The sequence below is a fragment of the Streptomyces sp. NBC_00057 genome (assembly GCF_045041165.1).
Lineage (GTDB): Bacteria > Actinomycetota > Actinomycetes > Streptomycetales > Streptomycetaceae > Streptomyces.
Window position 1 is genome coordinate 1,751,500 of the sequence record NZ_CP108256.1, and the last position, 17,457, is coordinate 1,768,956.

Genomic DNA, 17,457 nt, shown 5'->3' on the forward strand with positions numbered 1-17,457 from the left:
ACACTCCGAATTCTCAGGCCGCGCCTGTGCCGCATCCCTGCTCTGTCACGCCCGCCCGTATCGCGGACATGGCCTCCCGGCTCGCCGCGCTGCCCGGCATCCGGGCCGTTGCCCTGGGTGGCAGCCGGGCCCGCGGCACGCATCGCCCGGACTCCGACTGGGATCTGGGCGTGTACTACCGCGGCACTCCTGACCTGGCCGCACTGACCGCGTTGGCGTCCGAGGTACAGGGCTCCCCGGCAGAGGTCGCGGGTCCCGGCGGCTGGGGGCCCTGGGTCGACGGCGGGGCCTGGCTGCGGGTGGACGGCGCCCCGGTGGACTGGATCCTGCGTGATCTGGACCGGGTGGAGGCGGTCTGGTCCGACTGCCTCGAAGGCCGCTTCGAGGTGGGCGTGCAGCCGGGGCACCCGCTCGGCTTCTGGTCCCCCGCCTATCCCGGCGAGGTCGCGCTCGGGCACGTACTTGCCGATCCCCGGGGCGAATTGACAGTGCTTCAGCGGGAGACCTGCACCTATCCGGAGCCACTGCGCACCGCGCTCGTCGAAGCCGCGTGGGAGGCGGAGTTCTCGGTTGCGGCCGCCCGCAAGTCGGCCTCTGCCGGGGACCCGCTCCATGTCGCCCTGTGCCTGTCGCGGGCGTTCGGCATCCTCACCCAGTCGCTCCACGCCCACCACCGCACCTGGTGTCTGAACGAGAAGGGTGCGCTGGCCGCTGCGGCCGCTCTGCCGGACACCCCCGCGGACTTCGCCGAACGGGTCGGCGAGGCGCTGCGGGGGCTGGACGCGGCGGCGGTGGAGAGGGCTGCGGGGTTGGTGCGGGACGTCCGATCGGTGCTTGCGACGGGCGCCGGAGAAACCGGGAGCTGCTTGTGATCGCAGAATTCCAGTGCGTGGTACTCGACTGCGCCGATCCCGCACACCTCGCCGGGTTCTACCACTGCCTGCTCGGCGGGGAGGTCGACCGGCCGGACCGGCGATGGACGCTCGGCGACGGCTGGGCGACGCTCCACACGGCAGCCGGGCCGGTCCTCGCGTTCCAGCGGGTGGCGGACCACCGGCCGCCGCGGTGGGGGGACCCGGTGCACCCGCAGCAGTTCCATCTGGACTTCGGCGTCCCGGATCTGGACGCGGCGCAGACACAGGCAGTGGCGGCCGGTGCGGTCGTCCTCGACGACGGGGCCGGGACGGGACGCCCGTGGCGGATCTACGCGGACCCGGCCGGGCATCCGTTCTGCCTGGTCCAGCACGGCAACGGCGAGGCGGCGGTCGGTCAGACTTCGCCGCGCAGCGCCTGAAGGACGCGCTCGACGGTCGCCTCGTCACGGGCCGCCGTGAACGGCAGGGCGTTGCCGCCGGTGATGCGGAACGGGGCGCCGGAGAGCGTGGCCTGGGCGCCGCCCGCCTCGGTGACCAGGAGCAGGCCTGCCGCGTGGTCCCAGGCGTACTCCCAGTTGAAGGCGACCGCGTCCTGGTCGCCGCGGGCGACGGCCAGGTATTCGAGGCCCGCCGAGCCGCACGGGCGGGCGTGGATGCCTTCGGTGCGCAGGCCGAGCAGGGCGCGCTTCTGGGCGTCGGAGGTGTAGTCGGGGTGCGACATGGCCACCTGCAGAACAGCCCCGGGCGCGGGCGAGCCGGAGTGAATCGGCTTGCCGTCGAGCGTGGCACCGCGGCCGCGGACGGCGATCGCCATCTCGTCCAGAGCCGCGGCATACGTCCAGGAGGCCAGGAGTTCGCCGCGGTGGGCGAGGGCGACCAGGGTGCAGAAGCCCGGTTCGCCGCGGACGAACTGGCGGGTGCCGTCGACCGGGTCGACGACCCACACCGGTGCGTCGCCGCCCAGGGCGTCGTACACCTTCGGATTGGCGTGGACCGCCTCCTCGCCGACGACGACCGAGCCTGGCAGGAGCCTGGTCAGGGATGCGGTGAGGTGTTCCTCGGCGAGACGGTCGGCGGTGGTGACCAGGTCGTGCGGGCCGCTCTTCTCGACAATCTCGTGCGCGGCGAGCTGCCGATAGCGCGGCATGATCTCGGCGGCGGCCGCTGCGCGGACCGCCGCCTCGACCTCGGTCAGGTCTCCGGCAAGGAATTCATCGATCATGACCCCAGCTAAGCACGGTCCACCGCGGAGCCGACGACCTGGTCATGACGGGGAGGTGGCCGGTCAGCGTCCGACGGCGTACCCCCGCTGAAGCCCCAGCTCACAGCCGGTGCAGCCGTTTTGAAGCGGCACGGGGCCAGGCGAGTTCACCAGGTCGACGGCTACTGCGTCCATGAACCGGGCGACCAGCTGCACCGGCGGGGCACCAGCGCCTAGAAGATTGCTGAAAATGTTGGGTTCTGGCCTCGCTCCGGGTGGAGTGGGGTCAGTCTTGTGTCCATGCAGGGGGAATGGGCTGGGGAGAGCGTCGGCGAGGACGTGTGGGAGACGTGCCGGGAGTTGATCCCGGTCGGGAGCGTGTTCGCGTTTCTGGCCGAGCATCGCGAGGCCCTCTTCCCCGGTGCCATGTTCGCGGACATGTATCCCTCGACGAACGGGCGTCCCTCGCTGCCGCCGCAGGTCCTGGCCGCCACGGTTGTGCTGCAGAGCCTGCACGGGCTCTCGGATTTCGAGACGGTGCAGGAACTGCGCTGCGACCTGCGGTGGAAGGCCGCGTGCGGACTCGGGTTGTACGACACTGCCTTCGATCCGTCGCTGTTGACGTATTTCCGCCGTCGGCTGCAGCGTTCCGGTGACCCGAACCGGTTGTTCGCCAAGGTCAGAGAGGTCGTCGCGGCCACCGGTGTGCTCAAGGGCAGGCAGCGCAGGGCGCTGGACTCCACCGTGCTGGACGACGCGGTCGCCACCCAGGACACCGTTACCCAGCTGGTCGCCGCGATCCGCCGGGTGATCCGTGTGGTCCCCGGCGCCCAGCAGGTCGCCGACCAGTGGTGCACCGCCCACGACTACACCGACCCGGGTAAACCGAAGATCGCCTGGAACGACGAGCATGCCCGCGCCGCTTTGATCGACGCCCTGGTCACCGACGCACTGAACCTGCTCGGCCGGCTGCCCGACCAGGAGCTGGGAGAGGCAGCGGCGCACGCGGTCGGCCTGCTCGCCCTGGTTGCCGGGCAGGACGTGGAACCCGCCGACGGCTCCGACGGGCGGGACGGCCGGTGGCGCATCGCCCGGCGCACCGTCTATGACCGCACCGTGTCCACGGTCGATCCCGAGGCCCGGCATATCCACAAGAACCGCTCCCGCCACCAGGAGGGCTTCCGTGCCCACGTGGCCTTCGAGCCCGAGGAAGGCCTGTTCACCGAGGTCGCCCTGACCGCCGGCAGCGGGGCCCATAACCACGAGGCGGCCGTCGCCCGGGATCTCCTCGCCGATGAGGAAGCACCGGTCACCGTCCTGGGCGACACCGCTTACGGCACCGGCGAGTTACGCGAACACCTGCAAGAACAGGGACACGACCTGGTTCTCAAGCCACCACCGCTGCGGCCGGCCGTCCCCGGCGGTTTCACCGCCGACGATTTCGACGTCGACACCACGAACGGCCAGGTCACCTGTCCGGCCGGACACACCGTCCCCCTCGGTCAGAGGCGCCAGGGCGGGGAACGCCAGGCCCAGTTCAAGAAACTGTGCACCGGCTGTCCACTGCGGGAACACTGCACGAAGTCCAAGACCGGCCGGGTCTTCACCGTCCACGTCAAGTACGACCTGCTCAAGGCCGCCCGCGATCACGCCGCCAACAGCCCCGGCTGGCAGGCCGAGTACCGCCGCTGGCGGCCACCGGTCGAACGGGCCATTGCCTGGCTCGTCGCCCGTGGCAACCGCAGAGTGCCCTACCGAGGCGTTCTGAAGAACGACACCTGGCTCCACCACCGCGCAGCAGCCCTCAACCTCCGCCGACTGATCCACCTCGGACTCACCAGGACCGGCGACACCTGGCACCTCATCCCGTCCACCGCATAGCGAAAGGGCCGCCCGGCCTGCGGCCGGACAGCCCCCACACAAGATTTTCAGCAGCTTTCTAGGAGTTCTTCTTGCCGGGCGGGAGCAGGAAGTAGTCGCCCGTGGTGTCCTGCTCGGACTCGACGATGAGCTTGTACTTGCCGCTCTCCTCGGCATTCAGGTCGATCGGGTTGGCGTAGAGGTAGTGGATGCCCTTGCCGATCTCCCTGTCGTCCGGGTTCCGCAGACTCCATTTCGGCTGCAGTCCCTTGCCGGCCTCGAGGTCGAAGGCGATACGGTCCCCGGCCTCAGCATCGATGGTGAACTCGTCCCGGCCGCCCGGCTGCTCGATCCTCCCCTCAATCACATTGTCGAGCCCTATGTTCCGCTTGCCCACGGGCGCGTCCCAGAGCTTGAAGGAGTACGTCTGCGGCAGTGACGACAGGGCTCCCAGGGCGACGCGCAGGGTGTAGCGCCCGGGCTTCTCCAGCTCCACCGGCTTGGCCGAAGCGCAGCCGGCTGTCGACTCGCTGGAGAAGTCCGGAACCTTCTCCCCATCGGCATGGCGCAGCAACAGAGCGGTTCCAAACGTGTTGTCGCAGTCCAACTGCTGCACGTACAGGCGCGTCCCCTTCTGCGCGGAGAAGGTGTACTCGTCGGCGGTGCTCCCCGTGACGAGTTCACCGGCGCCCTTGCCGGGCCTGCCCTTCGCGATCACGTCGCCCACGTCGACCGTGAACCTCTGGACCTCGTTCTTCTCGCCTGTCGCCGGCCAGAGCTTGTACACCAGCCAGGCTGTGGCGATCAGCGCGATCGACATGAGGGTGACGAGCGCGATGGAAGAGGGCGAGCCCAACAGCCCGCGGCGTACTCCGGTGCTCGGCCCCGCGAGCTTCTCCACCTCACTGAAACCCACGCCACGGCCTGCGACCTCCACGCTCGTCACGTCCCCATTGACCAGGACCTGCAGCGTCAGCACGTCCTGAGCGTTGAGTAGCGGGCATCCGATCTCCACCGTCTCCGCGGCCACCCGCACGTCCGCGGTCACCGACGACGGCGTCCCCTGGACGCTACTCCAAACGATCTCGACGACACCTGGGAACTTGGCCTTCAGATCGTCTTGGTAGTCCTCGCGCCTGATGGGCGTGTTGCCCGTGTTGATGATCTCCAGGACCATCAACCGCGGCTTGTTGAGGACGCGACCGTCGTAGTGGATACCCAGGTTTTCGATGCCGTCGACGTTCTGGACCAGAGGGCTGTCCGCGACGATTCTGTAGCCGATCCGGGTCCGCTGGTGACGCTGGTGGCTGAAGAAGGCGAGGACCAGCCCCAGGATGCTGACGACAGCGCCAAGGACACCGAGGAACATCTCCATCGGGGCGACCTCAGTCCCGGTCTCGCCCGTCGCGCTGCGCCTCGAGCATCCAGCCGAGGAGCCCCGCGATCAGCAGTGCCTGCCCGATGGGCGGAAACACGGTGCCCGCGGCCATCAGCCGGGTGAAGCCGTCCTCGTCGACCTGGTACTGCTCCCACTCTCCCGGCGCCGCAGACATGTCAATGTTGCCGAGGCCCGTTTCCACTGTCGTGTACATCACCCCGTGCAGCAGCAGAATCACGAGGCCAGCCGCGATCAGGATGGCGGGTCTGCGATGCCTGCGCACCGCCTCAACGAAACGCTCCATGGCCCCTCCGCACTCGAACTGCCCGATGGAAAACGGTTCTTGGCAGCGTCACTGCTGCCTCGTGCGCCATCATGTCGCATAACCCCCTTTGTTTTAGGGTGAGTTGGAAAAGAGATTCTTAAACGCGAGCAATCGGTGACCTCGCAGGCGACATCGGCCGACGTCCAACGACTTCCTCGTCCACCTGGCCCCGCCGGCCGCCGTGCTGATGGCGGCGCGCTGGTGCTGTGCCGGGTGATGTCTCGCAGGACGCCATGCACGCGGACTGGAACCGCATCGAGAGGGAAGCCCCTGCCGCGCCGCTCAAGGACATAGGCGGCTCCCGCCCACCTACGGGAGGTCAGGCGGCCGCGTCCGGGGCGGTGCCGTCGTCCTTGACGAGGTGGCAGGAGACCTGCCGGCCGCCGGGCAGTTCACGCAGGGCCGGGACCTCGGTGCGGCACCGGTCGGTGGCGAGCGGGCAGCGGGTGTGGAAGCGGCGGGCGGGGGGTCCAGCGGGCTGGGGAGCTCGCCGTGCAGCACGATGCGTTCGCGGGACCAGGCGCTGCTCTCCGCCGCGCCGGTCCCCGACCCGGTCGAGCCGCAGACCACGGCGGCGACACGCAGGCCGCTCTCGCGCAGGCTCAGAACCAGTCGTCACGCCTGGGCGGGTCGCAGAGTTCGAAGACCACCTCGCCCGTATCCCGGTCACCGCCGACCACCGGGCGCACCCGCGCGCCGACCGACACCTGGTGCGGTGCGGCACCCACGACACGGCAACGGAACACAAAGCCCTCGGGGAGCCGGACGAGGGACTCGTTGCGCGCCGCGTCCGTGTAGCGATGCACGACGCCGGACCTCACCACGACGCCCAGACCGGCGCTGTGTTCGGGCTTCAGATCGCTTGATGCGCACACCGGACACAACAGCCTCCGGAACGAGGCCGTGCCGCACCAGCGGCACCGGTGGTAGTACAGGCCGGCTTCCTCATGCACCGTCTGCACGGTGCCACTTGATGACTGGGACACGTTTCGACCCCCTGCGCTCGGCTCGGATGCGCCGTACCTGCGCGTCGGCGCGTCCGAACCATAGGGCACTGAGTGCCGAAACGTAAAGGCACTCAGTGCCATACCGAGGTCGGCCCCGGTGTCAGCCCTGGCCGATGACCGACTCGATCTGCTGCACGACGCGCCACATCGGGGCCCCCTTGGCCGCAACCATGACAACCACGTCGCCATCGGTGGCGGCCGGGGACGCACCCCCGGCCGGCGCACTCCCCCACACCTGGCGCACCAGCCCGAGTGCGTGATCCACTGCGGCCTCCGCGTCCCCCTCACCGCCCGAACGCAGCCAGGTCCGCAGCCCGTTGTTGTGCGCGGCGACCACGGATGCCGAGATCACCTCGGCCCGCAGCGCACCGTCCTTCGACTCGCCGTACCGGTCACGGAGATAGCCGGCCAGCGTCTGCTCGTAACGGCGCACCACGGACAGTTCGTAGGTACGCAGCCCGGGAACCTCCCGGGTGAGCCGGTAGCGCTGGATGGAGAATTCGGGGTTTGCGGAGTACATGCGCAGCACCAGCCGGGCCGCGTCACACACCGCGTCGACCGGCTCCGCGCCACCGACCGCCGCGAGAAACGCCGTCATGTCGGCAAGGCAGCGCTCGTGATCCGGGAAGACCGCGTCCTCCTTGGAGGGGAAGTACCGGAAGAACGACCGGCGCCCGACCCCGGCCCGCGCCACGATGTCGTCCACCGTGGTCCGCTCGAAGCCCCGCTCCAGGAAGAGCTGGAAGGCCGCCTCTGCGAGCACCTCCCGCATGGGGGCCTTCTTCGCTGGTCTGCGTGCGTCAGTCATGCGGGGAACGTAGCACCGGAAGGCCCATTCTGGCACCGAGTTCCTTTACAGAGGGTACTGAGTGCCATATTGTCGTCGATACGAACCACACCCAGGTAGGAGAGCCGGCGTGAGCTTGAGGATCGTTGTCTGTGTGAAGTACGTGCCCGACGCCACCGGCGACCGGCACTTCGCCGATGACCTGACGTTGGACCGTGAGGATGTCGACGGTCTGCTGTCGGAGTTGGACGAGTACGCGGTGGAGCAGGCGCTGCAGATCGCGGACGATGCGGACGATGCGGAGATCACCGTGCTGACGGTGGGTCCGGAGGATGCCAAGGACGCGTTGCGCAAGGCGTTGTCGATGGGTGCGGACAAGGCTGTTCACGTCGAGGACGACGATCTGCACGGCAGTGATGTGATGGGCACGTCGCTGGTGCTGGCGAAGGCGATCGAGAAGACGGGTTACGACCTGGTGATCTGTGGCATGGCGTCGACGGACGGCGCGATGGGTGTGCTGCCCGCGGTGCTGGCGGAGCGTCTGGGTGTTCCGCAGGTCACGCTGCTGTCCGAGGTGTCGGTCGAGGGCGGCACGGTGACGGGCCGCCGGGACGGCGACACGGCCTCGGAGCAGTTGGAGGCGTCGTTGCCGGCGGTGGTGTCGGTGACGGACCAGTCGGGTGAGGCGCGTTACCCGTCGTTCAAGGGGATCATGGCGGCGAAGAAGAAGCCGGTTCAGTCGCTGGACCTGGAGGACCTGGAGATCGGGGCGGACGAGGTCGGTCTGGCGGGTGCCTGGACCGTGGTGGATTCCGCGGCGCAGCGTCCGGCCCGTACGGCGGGCACGATCGTGAAGGACGAGGGCGAGGGCGGCAGGCAGCTGGCCGAGTTCCTGGCCGGCCAGAAGTTCATCTGACCCCCCTGTTCGTTCCCCGTTGTTTCTTCGCTACTCGCAGGAGATTGAAGTCCCATGGCTGAAGTTCTCGTCTATGTCGATCACGTGGACGGTGCCGTCCGCAAGCCCACCCTGGAGCTTTTGACGCTGGCCCGTCGTGTCGGTGAGCCGGTCGCGGTCGCGCTGGGCAGTGGTGCCGCCGGCACCGCGGGGGTGCTGGCGGAGCATGGTGCGGTGAGGGTCCTGACCGCCGATGCGCCGGAGTTCGCCGACTACCTGGTCGTGCCGAAGGTCGACGCGCTGCAGGCCGCCCATGCCGCCCTCTCCCCGGTGGCGGTGCTGGTTCCGTCCTCCGCTGAGGGCAAGGAGATCGCGGCCCGTCTCGCGGTGCGGATCGGGTCGGGCGTCATCACCGACGCCGTCGACCTGGAGGTTGGTGAGCAGGGCCCCGTTGCCACGCAGTCCGCGTTCGCCGCGTCGTTCACCACCAAGTCCCGTGTCTCCAGGGGGACCCCGGTCATCACGGTCAAGCCGAACTCGGCTCCGGTCGAGGCCGCTCCGGCGGCGGGTGCGGTCGAGACCCTGGCGGTGTCGTTCTCCGCGCAGGCCACCGGCACGAGGGTGCTGTCCCGCACGCCGCGCGAGTCGACGGGCCGTCCGGAGCTGACCGAGGCCGCGATCGTCGTCTCCGGCGGCCGTGGCGTCAACGGTGCGGAGAACTTCGCGATCATCGAGGCCCTCGCCGACTCCCTCGGTGCGGCCGTCGGTGCCTCGCGTGCCGCGGTCGACGCCGGCTGGTACCCGCACTCCAGCCAGGTCGGCCAGACCGGCAAGTCGGTCTCCCCGCAGCTGTACATCGCCTCCGGCATCTCCGGCGCGATCCAGCACCGCGCCGGCATGCAGACCTCGAAGACGATCGTCGCGATCAACAAGGACGCCGAGGCCCCGATCTTCGACCTCGTCGACTACGGCGTCGTCGGCGACCTCTTCCAGGTCGTCCCCCAGCTCACCGACGAGGTCACGTCCCGCAAGGGCTGACCCGCCGTCCAGCTGCACCCCTTTTCCGACGGTCCGGGGCCGCGCGGTGTGAACTCACCGCGCGGCCCCGGACCGTTTCCGGTCACCATTGACGCAGATCCGACAGCGTCCCGTACCGGTTCGGACGACGTCGGCGTCAGCCGCTGTCGGCGGCACGGGCCGTCCAGCGTTTGCTCGGTGCGATGACGAGGGCGGCAAGCGGGTCGGCCCAGGACCGGCCGAGCGTGGCATTGAGGATCAGACCTGCCGACAGGGCACCGGACAGGCATGACCGGCCACACCTGCCTCGTCCCCGAGGCCGACGACGCGGACCGAACGGTCCACGCCCTGGAGGTACTCGCGGGCCACGACCGACGAAGTCCTCATGGTCCTGGTGCCGTTGCCGATCGGCTCAGGTCCCGTGGTGTGCCAGGACCAGGTGCGGGTCCGGGGCACCCGGCGCCGGAGTCGGGTCGGCATGGACCAAGGCCGCGGTCAGCTTCGGTACGGCGTGCAGCAGGGCATGCTCGGCCTCCACGGCCACCTGGTGGGCTTCACGCACATTCAGCTCGCCGTCGACGACGACCGCGACCTCCGCACGCAGCCGATGGCCGATCCAGCGCAGCCGCAGCTCACCCACCCCCCTTACGCCCTGCACTTGTTCCAGCGCGTGCTCGGCCGCGTCGACCAGGGCGGGATCGACGGCGTCCATCACCCGGCAAAAGACTTCCCGGCAGGCGTCGCGCAGCACCAGCAGAATCGCAGCGGTGATGAACAGACCCACGATCGGGTCGGCAAGCCGCCAGCCGATCGCGGCACCGCCTGCGCCCAACAACACGGCGAGCGAGGTGAATCCGTCGGTGCGGGCGTGCAGTCCGTCGGCGATCAAGGCAGCCGAGCCGATCTCGCGTCCGACTCGGATGCGGTAGCGGGCCACCCACTCGTTGCCGACGAAGCCGACCACGGCCGCGGCAGCGACGGCGGGCAGGCAGCTGATCCCCTGCGGGTTCAGCAGCCGGTCGATCGCGGTCCAGGCGGCAAAGAATGCGGAGGCCGCAATGGTCAGCACGATGACGATGCCGGCCAGGTCCTCGGCCCGCCCGTAGCCGTAGGTGAAGCGGCGGTTCGCCGCCCGGCGACCCAGGACGAAGGCCACGCCCAGCGGCAGTGCGGTCAGTGCGTCGGCCGCGTTGTGCACGGTGTCGCCGAGCAGAGCCACCGAGCCGGACAGGACGACCACCACAGCCTGCGTCACAGCCGTGACGCCGAGCACCGCCAGAGAAATCCATAGCGCCCGCATGCCCTGCGCGGAGGACTCCAGGGCACGGTCGACCTTGTCGGCGGACTCGTGCGAGTGCGGTTTCACCAGGTGGCCGAGCCGATGCCGCCACCGCGCCCGGCGGCCGGTGCCACCCTGCCCATGGGCAGGCCCGCTGTCCCGACCGTGGTCATGGTCGCGAATGTGCCGGTACTCGTGCGGGTGGTGGGTGTGTCCAGGCTGCTCGCTCACGATCCGGCCTTTCGACGCGGGACGGGGATGTGGACACCACAAGGCGCCCTGATCCATTATGTGCACATGAGCGCACGCATGCACCTATCACCTGCACATGGTACGCACCCGCAAGATCCGGGCACCGAACAGCTCACCCACGCCGCCGCGGTCCTGGGCCTGCTCGCCGACCGCACCCGGCTCGCACTGGTGCACACCCTCGGCAAAGGTGAAGCGGATGTCACCACACTGACGGCAGCCTGCGGAGCCGCTCGTCCGGCGGTCAGTCAGCACTTGGCCAAGCTGCGACTGGCGGGGCTCGTGTCCGTACGCAAGGAGGGTCGGCGCATGATTTACGGCCTGTCCAACGGGCACTTGCGACGCGTGGTCGACGAAGTCCTGAACCTCGCCGACCACCACCTCAGCGGCGCTGCCGCGCACGACTGAGCAGCGGGCCTCTGCGAGGCGGTGGAGGCAGCGCCACAGCAGGCGGTTGAGCCCGGCGAGGTGCAGGCTCGTCACCACCACGTACGCGATGAACTCACCCAGAGTGACTACAACCCCGCCGAACCGTCCACCCTGCGTGCCCGTACGCTGACCACACGTACGGGGTGCGGCGCTCGCGAAACCGCTCCCCCGCCCACCACCATGGCCTCCATGAACCCAGCTACCCACCAACTTCACTCCACCGACCCCATGTTCAGCCAACTGCTATCCGAAACGCGCCGCGGCGCACGCCTCGCCCGGCTGCTTGCGGTCATGGAGCTTCGCTCCTGAGAGACCCCACCCGACATCACGGAGCGTGCCGAGCAGATCGTCGCCGAGCTCGCCGCCGACGCCGTACTGCACGGGAGGGTGCGGGGACGCGGATTCCGGCTCAGGCTCGTACTCGGCGGCACGCCCCGCGTCCTGCGGATCGAGGTCACCGACGCACGGGGAGACCGCCTGCCGGCTCCTCAGGACGCCGCCGCCGAGGGCGGCCGTGGGCTCCCGCTTGTCGTCTCCGCGCTCGCCGACCGGTGGGGGGGCGTACCGTTCCCACCGAGCGGCAAGACGGTGTGGGCCGGCATCTCCCTCGCCCCACCACTCTCCGGGCCTGTCAATGGGTGAGCTGTGCGTTCTCCCCCTCGTCAGCGAACGCCGCCGATGTCGGCCCGCTTCCCGTCGGCCACCCCCTGCCAATAGCCCGTCCCCTTGAACTTCGTCGGGCGCGCCTTGGTCAGGTTCGGATAGCGCGCAGTGCGCTGTGCCTCGACGACAACCGACCGATCTGCGAGAACCAGAGCCACGCTGCGCCCGCCCGAGGCCGCTCCGTGCGGACCGGCCTGCTGCTCGGCATCGGCAGCCGCGCTTGCCGACTGCTGAGCGGCGCCGACACGTTCGCTGACCTCGCGAATGAAGCCGAGCATCCAGGAACGCTTGTAGGCGCGAGCGTCCTCGTCATCCGAGCGGTACAAGCGGTCCGCGCGGTCTGCCCCGTTCAACATCTGGAGGCGCAAACTGGCGAACAGGACCTCGGCCGCCTGGAGATCGGCGTCGAACCCGAAGAGGTGCACCCGATGCTTGTTGTCCTTACCTCCCGGGTACACGGAAGGGCAACGCATCTCGTAGGCGATCCGAGCGAGCAAGCGCCGCATTTCCTTGACGTACGGAGGGTGCAGCTCGACGACCTTGTCCACCGGCTTGGCCGGTTCGGACACGGCATCGAGCATCGCCTGCTCGATGCCGTACTTGGCCATGAGGCCCGTGGCCTTCTCGAGGAACGCGCGCGCTTCCTTCTCACCGACGGCCGGATCCTCCGCCTGCCGCAGTAGCGCCCTGACCTTGCCCACCAACGCGGCCGGCAGGCCGCTGCCGGTGCTCCGTGGACCCGATGCGGAAGAGTCGGACGGGGGCGCGGGAGTCTCATGGGATCGCATGCGGGGATCTGGTTCGTCGCGGTCGTCCGCGTCGTCCGCGTCGTGCTCCTGGCGGGCGATCGCGTCGACGAGATCGTCGGGTTCGGGGGCGATCGTCGACAATGACGCCAAGGCCCACCGCCGCCAGGTGACAGTGTCCTCGTCCCGTACGCGTGCACGGACGGATCGAAGCAGCTGGACGCCGCCGTCGGGCCGTACGGTCAGGAACTCGAGGCGCGCGTGGCCGAGCTGACTGACGGCCAGCAGACCACACAGGTCGAACGCGCTCGCGTCGGCATAGCGAATCTCGATGCCCGGCTCGGGGTACCACTCATCCGTCTCGTCCCGCGGGTTCGCGAAGAGGCCAAAGAAATCCCCAGGCTCAGCAGCACCGGTCTTGACCTTCACGACCGAGGCCGCCGGGGCTCCCGAGTAGGCGAGTGCCGCCGCCCTCTCCTGCGGGGAGGTGACAATGTGGTACCAGACAGGGACGGAACCCGACATTCCGTGCCAGGACACCTCGCCGCGCTCCGCATGTTCCCGCGCCTGCTGCTCGAGTGCCGTGCTCAGGAAATCGTCCTGCCGGTCTACCACGCCCGGCTCTGTCTGCCAGTCGAGGAAGGCATCCAGGTAGTCGGCTGCGGATCGCCGCGGCCCGTTCCTGCTGTCGCTCAAGAGTGAACGTTCACAGTCGCTCAGAGCGTCGATGACCGGCTGCAGTACAACAGACATGTACCTCTTGACCGCCTCGGACAGCTCCGTAAGGAAGGCCCGGGTGGATTCGGAGCCGGTTGCCTGGTGCTTGCGGCGCCAGACTTCGATCTGTTCGACAGACGCTTGCTGTTCGGCCAGCCATGCCAAGTGCCAGGCGCCCTGCAGGTGTTCCTCACGTAGGAGTACCGCATCCTGGATCGCCGCGATCGTGTCCGGCGCATCCAGCACGGCACGTGCGAGGAGCCTCAAGGGCTCCGGCTCGTGCGTGAAGAACCCGGCCGGCGTGACGAGTTCGCGACCGTGTCGTCGAGGCGCCCACTCGGGAGCGTCCATGGCCTCGTTCCACGGGACGTGCGCCGCCCAGCGAGAACGCCACTCGCCGAAGTCCCGCTCCGAATCGCCGGTTCGGGGCTGATGCCGCCTCCACCACCACAGCAGCATCTCCTCCCAGCCGGCGGCGTTCCAGGACCAGAGGGCCGGTTCGCCACTCGATGCCAGACGGTGACGCAGCTCCTGTACCGCGCCCGCCAAGTCATGAAGGTGGCCTCCTGGGATGAGGCGCTCCAGCCATCCGACCGTATCGGAAACGGGCTGCGCCCGTGCCTCGTCCGCCGCCACCCGGACGACCGTGACCGCCGCCACCAGGCGCTGATCGCCGAGGTCATGGGGGAGCAGCACGTACAGCCGGGACCCGGCGGTCTCCAAGACGCCGGCAAGGTCCCGCGTCCGGGTGTCCAGCCAATCCCTGCGCCCCCATCGGAAGACCTTCTCCGATGAGGGATCCCCGCCACTCTCCGCCATGTCATCCCCTCCCCCAGGGCCTCCCCACGCCGGCGGAGGGCCCTCTCGTCGCCTGATCCACACATCCTAGGAATTCGGTACGGGAGCATCACCCCGGACTCCCTGCTGTTTGTCAGTGGGGCGGCCTACCCTTCCGAAAGATCGATGTCTACGGAGGGGGAGCCTTATCCATGGCCGGCGACTACCCGGAGTTCTTCCTGCGGCTGCCCAATGGCGGGCCGCGGGCTCGGGGACAGCAGACCGACGAGATGGGGACAAACGGCAGCCGGAAGTTCGTCGTCGGGGCGGGTCAGCCCGTTCGGCGGGATGCCGTACCGTCCTTCGCCAAACGGGTGTCCTCCGCGCACAGGCTGCGTGAGCAGCTGATCGGCGACGGACTCATCAGGCCGTCTCGGACCTGGCCCGGCTGGCTGGAGACGACGGGCGAGATCACCTTCAACTCCTCCTCCGAGGCGGCAGGCGTCCTCTCCGGCCGGAGCTCCAACGGTTGGGTCGATTGGAAGACCGAGGACGATCGCCCACTGGGAGATTTCATGCCTGGGGCCTCGTGGGGCCCCAATCGCGCCTGGCTGGTGCGTGGCTCCAATGTGACCGGTCTCGATCTGGTACAGCGGCTTTGGCTGCCGGAGGGTCGGGTGACCCTGGCAGCCTCCCGGCTCCGACAGGGCGTCGATCAGAGCCTCAGCAAGGAACAACTGCGAACCCTCGTCGAGGAGGGCTACGGATCGACGGCATCGTACGGGCAGAAGCAGCAGCAGGTCGAGGAGCTGCACGCCTTCCTGTCTCGAATGAAGGCGGGCGACACGGTGTGCACGATCTCCGACGGACAGTTGTACGTCGGAGAGGTCACCGGTGAGGTCGAGCAGACCGCGTCCACGGACGGCCGCTCCAATCTGCGCCGACCGGTGACCTGGCAGGATGCCGGCTACGTCTACGACGACCTGTCGGAGGAGCTGAAGCAGAAGCTGTCAATCCAGCACGACGTCGTCGAGCTCACCTCCGTACAAGCTGTGATCGATGGACTCGGACTGACCGACGAGGAGCTGGCCGACGAGGCCGAGGCCATAGAGCGGGACCCGAGCACGGAGCTTCCGGCGATCACGGTCCGGCGGGACCTTGAGCTGCCGGAGCCGACGGACGCGCTGGCCGAAGAACTTCATGTGCACGATGTGGCCTGGCTCCGCGAGGTGCGGGATCTCCTCTGGGACGAACGGCAGCTGGTGCTGTACGGGCCGCCCGGCACGGGCAAGACCTACCTCGCGCTGAAGCTCGCGAAGTTCCTGGGGGGTGGGCCGGAGCAGGTGAAGCTGGTGCAGTTCCACCCTTCGTACGCCTATGAGGACTTCGTCGAGGGGATCCGGCCCAAGGAGGATCCCGAGACCCACGAGGTCGCCTTCCGGATGACGGCAGGTCCCCTGCGGGACCTGGCGGACCATGCCTCGAAGGAGGGCAACCGACACATCCCGCACTTCCTGATCATCGACGAGATCAACCGGGCCAACCTGGCGAAGGTCTTCGGCGAGCTGTACTTCCTCCTGGAGTACCGGGACATGTCGGTCCAGCTGCCCTACTCCGGCGACGACTTCGCGCTGCCGCCCAACCTGTTCGTGATCGGCACGATGAACACCGCGGACCGCTCGATCGCGCTCGTGGACGCGGCGATGCGGCGCCGGTTCGCTTTCGTGGAACTGTCGCCGCGGACCGAGCCCACCAGCGGTCTGCTTCGCCGATGGCTCACCGGCCAGGCCCGCGGTGCGGAGCCCGCCGACCTGCTGGACGCGCTCAACTCCCGCATCGACGAACCTGATTTCCGAATCGGCCCCTCGTACCTGATGAAGAAGGGCGTGTACCGGGACGGAGGCCTGGAGCGGACCTGGCGAACGAAGATCCTCCCGCTCCTTGAGGAACACCACTACGGCGACGGCGTCGACATCGAGAAGCGCTACGGTCTCGCCGCCCTGCGGCAGTCGCTGCCGGAGTCGCCCGCGTGAGCCCGATGGTCGTCGAGCTCGTCGAGCACGCGCCTGCCACCAGCCATGCCCTGCCGGACGCGGTCGGCCGGACGCTCGCGGCCAACCGGATCGTGGACGCCTCCACCGACCCCTACACGCCGGGACAATGGCTGCTGCGGGCGAACAACAAGGTGGGGGCGGTCTCGGTCGACGTTGCGGGAGGCAGCGAGCCCGTCACCGTCCGGATCACGCCCAAGGTGCCCATCGCCCGGCTCTTCTTCCTGCTCGGCCACAGCCGCGATCCGCGAGGGAGCTGGCGCGACGGACAGGTCGACGTGGCCGAGCACCGTGATCTGCTGCCCGCGCTCGCCCATGCCGTGGAGCGGCAGATCGATCGTGCCCTGCGCCAAGGACTGCTGCAGGGGTATCGGTCGACCGAGGAGACGGCGCTGGTGGTGCGAGGACGCATCCGGGAGACCGACCAGATACGACGTCATTTCGGTGCGACGCTGCCGGTCGAGGTGACGTACGACGAGTTCACCACCGACATCGCGGAGAACCGCCTCCTGCGGGCCGCGGTGGAGAAGTTGCTGCGCCTGCCAGGGATTCCCCGCGAAGTGCGCCGCAGGCTGCTGCACCAGCGCACCCGGCTCGCCGACGTCACGCCCCTGGTCCGGGGACAGCTCCTGCCCGCCTGGCGGCCCTCCCGTCTCAACTCCCGATACCACTCCGCCCTGCGCCTCGCCCGCACCGTACTGGACGACGCGTCCGCCGAGCACGCGACGGGCGGGCTGCGTATCGACGGCTTCCTGTTCGACATGAACAGGCTCTTCGAGGACTTCGTGACCGTCGCCCTGCAGGAGACGCTGCGCGGCACGGGTCTCATCGGCCGTCTCCAGGCCTCGCACCACCTCGACGAGGCCGCCGCGATCCGTATGAAACCGGACTTCGTGGTGTACGGGCCGGACGGCACACCCGTCGCGGTCGCCGACGCCAAGTACAAGGCGGAGAAGCGGGACGGGTTTCCGGACGCCGACCTGTACCAGATGCTCGCCTACTGCACGGCGCTGGGATTGCTCGAAGGGCACCTCATCTACGCGAAGGGGAACGCGCCGCACGCGGCTCACCGCGTGCGGCACGCGGGCATCGTCATCCATCAGCACGCGCTGGATCTCGACCAGTCACCCAACGGGCTGCTCGCAGATGTCGAGGCCTTGTCCCGGCATATGCGCGCCGACCTATCCGTATGATCGACGGC

The 17,457-nt window shown here is 68.9% G+C and carries 19 protein-coding genes; 9 read left to right on the forward strand and 10 right to left on the reverse strand.

Going from position 1 to position 17,457, the window contains the following annotated elements:
- Nucleotides 1-68 precede the first annotated feature (68 nt).
- Both OG953_RS08235 and OG953_RS08240 read left to right on the forward strand, forming a co-directional pair.
- Nucleotides 69-872, forward strand: coding sequence for a nucleotidyltransferase domain-containing protein (locus OG953_RS08235; RefSeq protein ID WP_405691720.1), 804 nt, complete (start codon nt 69-71; stop codon nt 870-872).
- Entirely contained in the window at nt 869-1,294 is a 426-nt protein-coding gene (locus OG953_RS08240; protein ID WP_405683272.1) for a VOC family protein, read from the forward strand. The genes OG953_RS08235 and OG953_RS08240 overlap by 4 nt, the downstream gene beginning before the upstream one ends.
- Here the strand turns inward: OG953_RS08240 and OG953_RS08245 are convergent.
- On the reverse strand, nt 1,270-2,097 hold the full coding sequence (locus OG953_RS08245) for an inositol monophosphatase family protein (RefSeq protein WP_405683273.1): 828 nt from the start codon (nt 2,095-2,097) through the stop codon (nt 1,270-1,272). The genes OG953_RS08240 and OG953_RS08245 overlap by 25 nt on opposite strands.
- A gap of 279 nt (nt 2,098-2,376) precedes the next feature.
- On the opposite strand from OG953_RS08245, the gene OG953_RS08250 reads away from it, so the two are divergent.
- A complete protein-coding gene (locus tag OG953_RS08250) occupies nt 2,377-3,957 on the forward strand; it encodes an IS1182 family transposase (RefSeq protein WP_405683010.1) in 1,581 nt (526 codons plus the stop codon).
- 58 nt (nt 3,958-4,015) lie between these two features.
- On the opposite strand, the gene OG953_RS08255 is transcribed toward OG953_RS08250, so the two are convergent.
- The 5 genes from OG953_RS08255 to OG953_RS08275 all read right to left on the reverse strand — a co-directional run bounded on the left by OG953_RS08255 (nt 4,016) and on the right by OG953_RS08275 (nt 7,418).
- The gene (locus OG953_RS08255; protein ID WP_405683274.1) at nt 4,016-5,311 is read right to left on the reverse strand and encodes a hypothetical protein; all 1,296 of its coding nucleotides are present in this window, start codon (nt 5,309-5,311) and stop codon (nt 4,016-4,018) included.
- A 10-nt stretch (nt 5,312-5,321) separates the two neighbouring features.
- A complete protein-coding gene (locus tag OG953_RS08260) occupies nt 5,322-5,618 on the reverse strand; it encodes a hypothetical protein (RefSeq protein ID WP_405683275.1) in 297 nt (98 codons plus the stop codon).
- Nucleotides 5,619-5,958: 340 nt separating this feature from the next.
- Nucleotides 5,959-6,258 carry a hypothetical protein gene (locus tag OG953_RS08265; RefSeq protein ID WP_405683276.1) on the reverse strand — a complete coding sequence of 100 codons (300 nt, stop codon included), beginning with the start codon at nt 6,256-6,258 and terminating at the stop codon, nt 5,959-5,961.
- Nucleotides 6,242-6,601 carry a Zn-ribbon domain-containing OB-fold protein gene (locus OG953_RS08270; RefSeq protein ID WP_405683277.1) on the reverse strand — a complete coding sequence of 120 codons (360 nt, stop codon included), beginning with the start codon at nt 6,599-6,601 and terminating at the stop codon, nt 6,242-6,244. Before OG953_RS08270 ends, OG953_RS08265 begins: the two co-directional genes overlap by 17 nt.
- Nucleotides 6,602-6,746: 145 nt before the next feature.
- Nucleotides 6,747-7,418, reverse strand: a complete 672-nt coding sequence (locus OG953_RS08275; RefSeq protein WP_405691722.1) for a TetR family transcriptional regulator — start codon at nt 7,416-7,418, stop codon at nt 6,747-6,749.
- Nucleotides 7,419-7,563: 145 nt separating this feature from the next.
- Here OG953_RS08275 and OG953_RS08280 point away from each other — a divergent pair, with 145 nt between their 5' ends.
- Entirely contained in the window at nt 7,564-8,349 is a 786-nt protein-coding gene (locus tag OG953_RS08280) for an electron transfer flavoprotein subunit beta/FixA family protein (protein ID WP_405683278.1), read from the forward strand.
- A gap of 54 nt (nt 8,350-8,403) precedes the next feature.
- A complete protein-coding gene (locus tag OG953_RS08285; RefSeq protein WP_405683279.1) occupies nt 8,404-9,366 on the forward strand; it encodes an electron transfer flavoprotein subunit alpha/FixB family protein in 963 nt (320 codons plus the stop codon).
- Between the two features lie 237 nt (nt 9,367-9,603).
- Here the strand turns inward: OG953_RS08285 and OG953_RS08290 are convergent, their stop codons facing one another.
- Both OG953_RS08290 and OG953_RS08295 read right to left on the reverse strand, forming a co-directional pair.
- A complete protein-coding gene (locus OG953_RS08290; RefSeq protein ID WP_405683280.1) occupies nt 9,604-9,732 on the reverse strand; it encodes a hypothetical protein in 129 nt (42 codons plus the stop codon).
- A gap of 25 nt (nt 9,733-9,757) precedes the next feature.
- Nucleotides 9,758-10,855: a cation diffusion facilitator family transporter gene (locus OG953_RS08295; RefSeq protein WP_405683281.1), complete on the reverse strand. Its 1,098-nt coding sequence runs from the start codon at nt 10,853-10,855 to the stop codon at nt 9,758-9,760.
- A 78-nt stretch (nt 10,856-10,933) separates the two neighbouring features.
- Here OG953_RS08295 and OG953_RS08300 point away from each other — a divergent pair, with 78 nt between their 5' ends.
- Nucleotides 10,934-11,281: an ArsR/SmtB family transcription factor gene (locus OG953_RS08300; RefSeq protein WP_405683282.1), complete on the forward strand. Its 348-nt coding sequence runs from the start codon at nt 10,934-10,936 to the stop codon at nt 11,279-11,281.
- A 264-nt stretch (nt 11,282-11,545) separates the two neighbouring features.
- Here the strand turns inward: OG953_RS08300 and OG953_RS08305 are convergent, their stop codons facing one another.
- On the reverse strand, nt 11,546-11,683 hold the full coding sequence (locus OG953_RS08305; protein ID WP_405683283.1) for a hypothetical protein: 138 nt from the start codon (nt 11,681-11,683) through the stop codon (nt 11,546-11,548).
- 6 nt (nt 11,684-11,689) lie between these two features.
- On the opposite strand from OG953_RS08305, the gene OG953_RS08310 reads away from it, so the two are divergent.
- Nucleotides 11,690-11,944 carry an ATP-binding protein gene (locus tag OG953_RS08310; RefSeq protein WP_405683284.1) on the forward strand — a complete coding sequence of 85 codons (255 nt, stop codon included), beginning with the start codon at nt 11,690-11,692 and terminating at the stop codon, nt 11,942-11,944.
- A gap of 20 nt (nt 11,945-11,964) precedes the next feature.
- Here the strand turns inward: OG953_RS08310 and OG953_RS08315 are convergent, their stop codons facing one another.
- On the reverse strand, nt 11,965-13,674 hold the full coding sequence (locus tag OG953_RS08315; protein WP_405683285.1) for a DUF2786 domain-containing protein: 1,710 nt from the start codon (nt 13,672-13,674) through the stop codon (nt 11,965-11,967).
- Nucleotides 13,675-14,417: 743 nt separating this feature from the next.
- Here OG953_RS08315 and OG953_RS08320 point away from each other — a divergent pair.
- Both OG953_RS08320 and OG953_RS08325 read left to right on the forward strand, forming a co-directional pair.
- Nucleotides 14,418-16,238, forward strand: coding sequence for a DUF4357 domain-containing protein (locus tag OG953_RS08320; protein ID WP_405683286.1), 1,821 nt, complete (start codon nt 14,418-14,420; stop codon nt 16,236-16,238).
- Nucleotides 16,239-16,243: 5 nt separating this feature from the next.
- On the forward strand, nt 16,244-17,449 hold the full coding sequence (locus tag OG953_RS08325; protein ID WP_405691724.1) for an McrC family protein: 1,206 nt from the start codon (nt 16,244-16,246) through the stop codon (nt 17,447-17,449).
- Nucleotides 17,450-17,457 lie beyond the last annotated feature (8 nt).

What these genes read in the sequence shown, in the direction of transcription:
- OG953_RS08235 (WP_405691720.1), top strand. Translation starts at nt 69, where the DNA reads ATGGCCTCCCGGCTCGCCGCGCTGCCCGGCATCCGGGCCGTTGCCCTG.
- OG953_RS08245 (WP_405683273.1), bottom strand. Translation starts at nt 2,097, where the DNA reads ATGATCGATGAATTCCTTGCCGGAGACCTGACCGAGGTCGAGGCGGCG.
- OG953_RS08250 (WP_405683010.1), top strand. Translation starts at nt 2,377, where the DNA reads ATGCAGGGGGAATGGGCTGGGGAGAGCGTCGGCGAGGACGTGTGGGAG.
- OG953_RS08255 (WP_405683274.1), bottom strand. Translation starts at nt 5,311, where the DNA reads ATGGAGATGTTCCTCGGTGTCCTTGGCGCTGTCGTCAGCATCCTGGGG.
- OG953_RS08260 (WP_405683275.1), bottom strand. Translation starts at nt 5,618, where the DNA reads ATGGAGCGTTTCGTTGAGGCGGTGCGCAGGCATCGCAGACCCGCCATC.
- OG953_RS08275 (WP_405691722.1), bottom strand. Translation starts at nt 7,418, where the DNA reads ATGCGGGAGGTGCTCGCAGAGGCGGCCTTCCAGCTCTTCCTGGAGCGG.
- OG953_RS08285 (WP_405683279.1), top strand. Translation starts at nt 8,404, where the DNA reads ATGGCTGAAGTTCTCGTCTATGTCGATCACGTGGACGGTGCCGTCCGC.
- OG953_RS08290 (WP_405683280.1), bottom strand. Translation starts at nt 9,732, where the DNA reads ATGAGGACTTCGTCGGTCGTGGCCCGCGAGTACCTCCAGGGCGTGGAC.
- OG953_RS08300 (WP_405683282.1), top strand. Translation starts at nt 10,934, where the DNA reads ATGCACCTATCACCTGCACATGGTACGCACCCGCAAGATCCGGGCACC.
- OG953_RS08320 (WP_405683286.1), top strand. Translation starts at nt 14,418, where the DNA reads ATGGCCGGCGACTACCCGGAGTTCTTCCTGCGGCTGCCCAATGGCGGG.
- OG953_RS08325 (WP_405691724.1), top strand. Translation starts at nt 16,244, where the DNA reads ATGGTCGTCGAGCTCGTCGAGCACGCGCCTGCCACCAGCCATGCCCTG.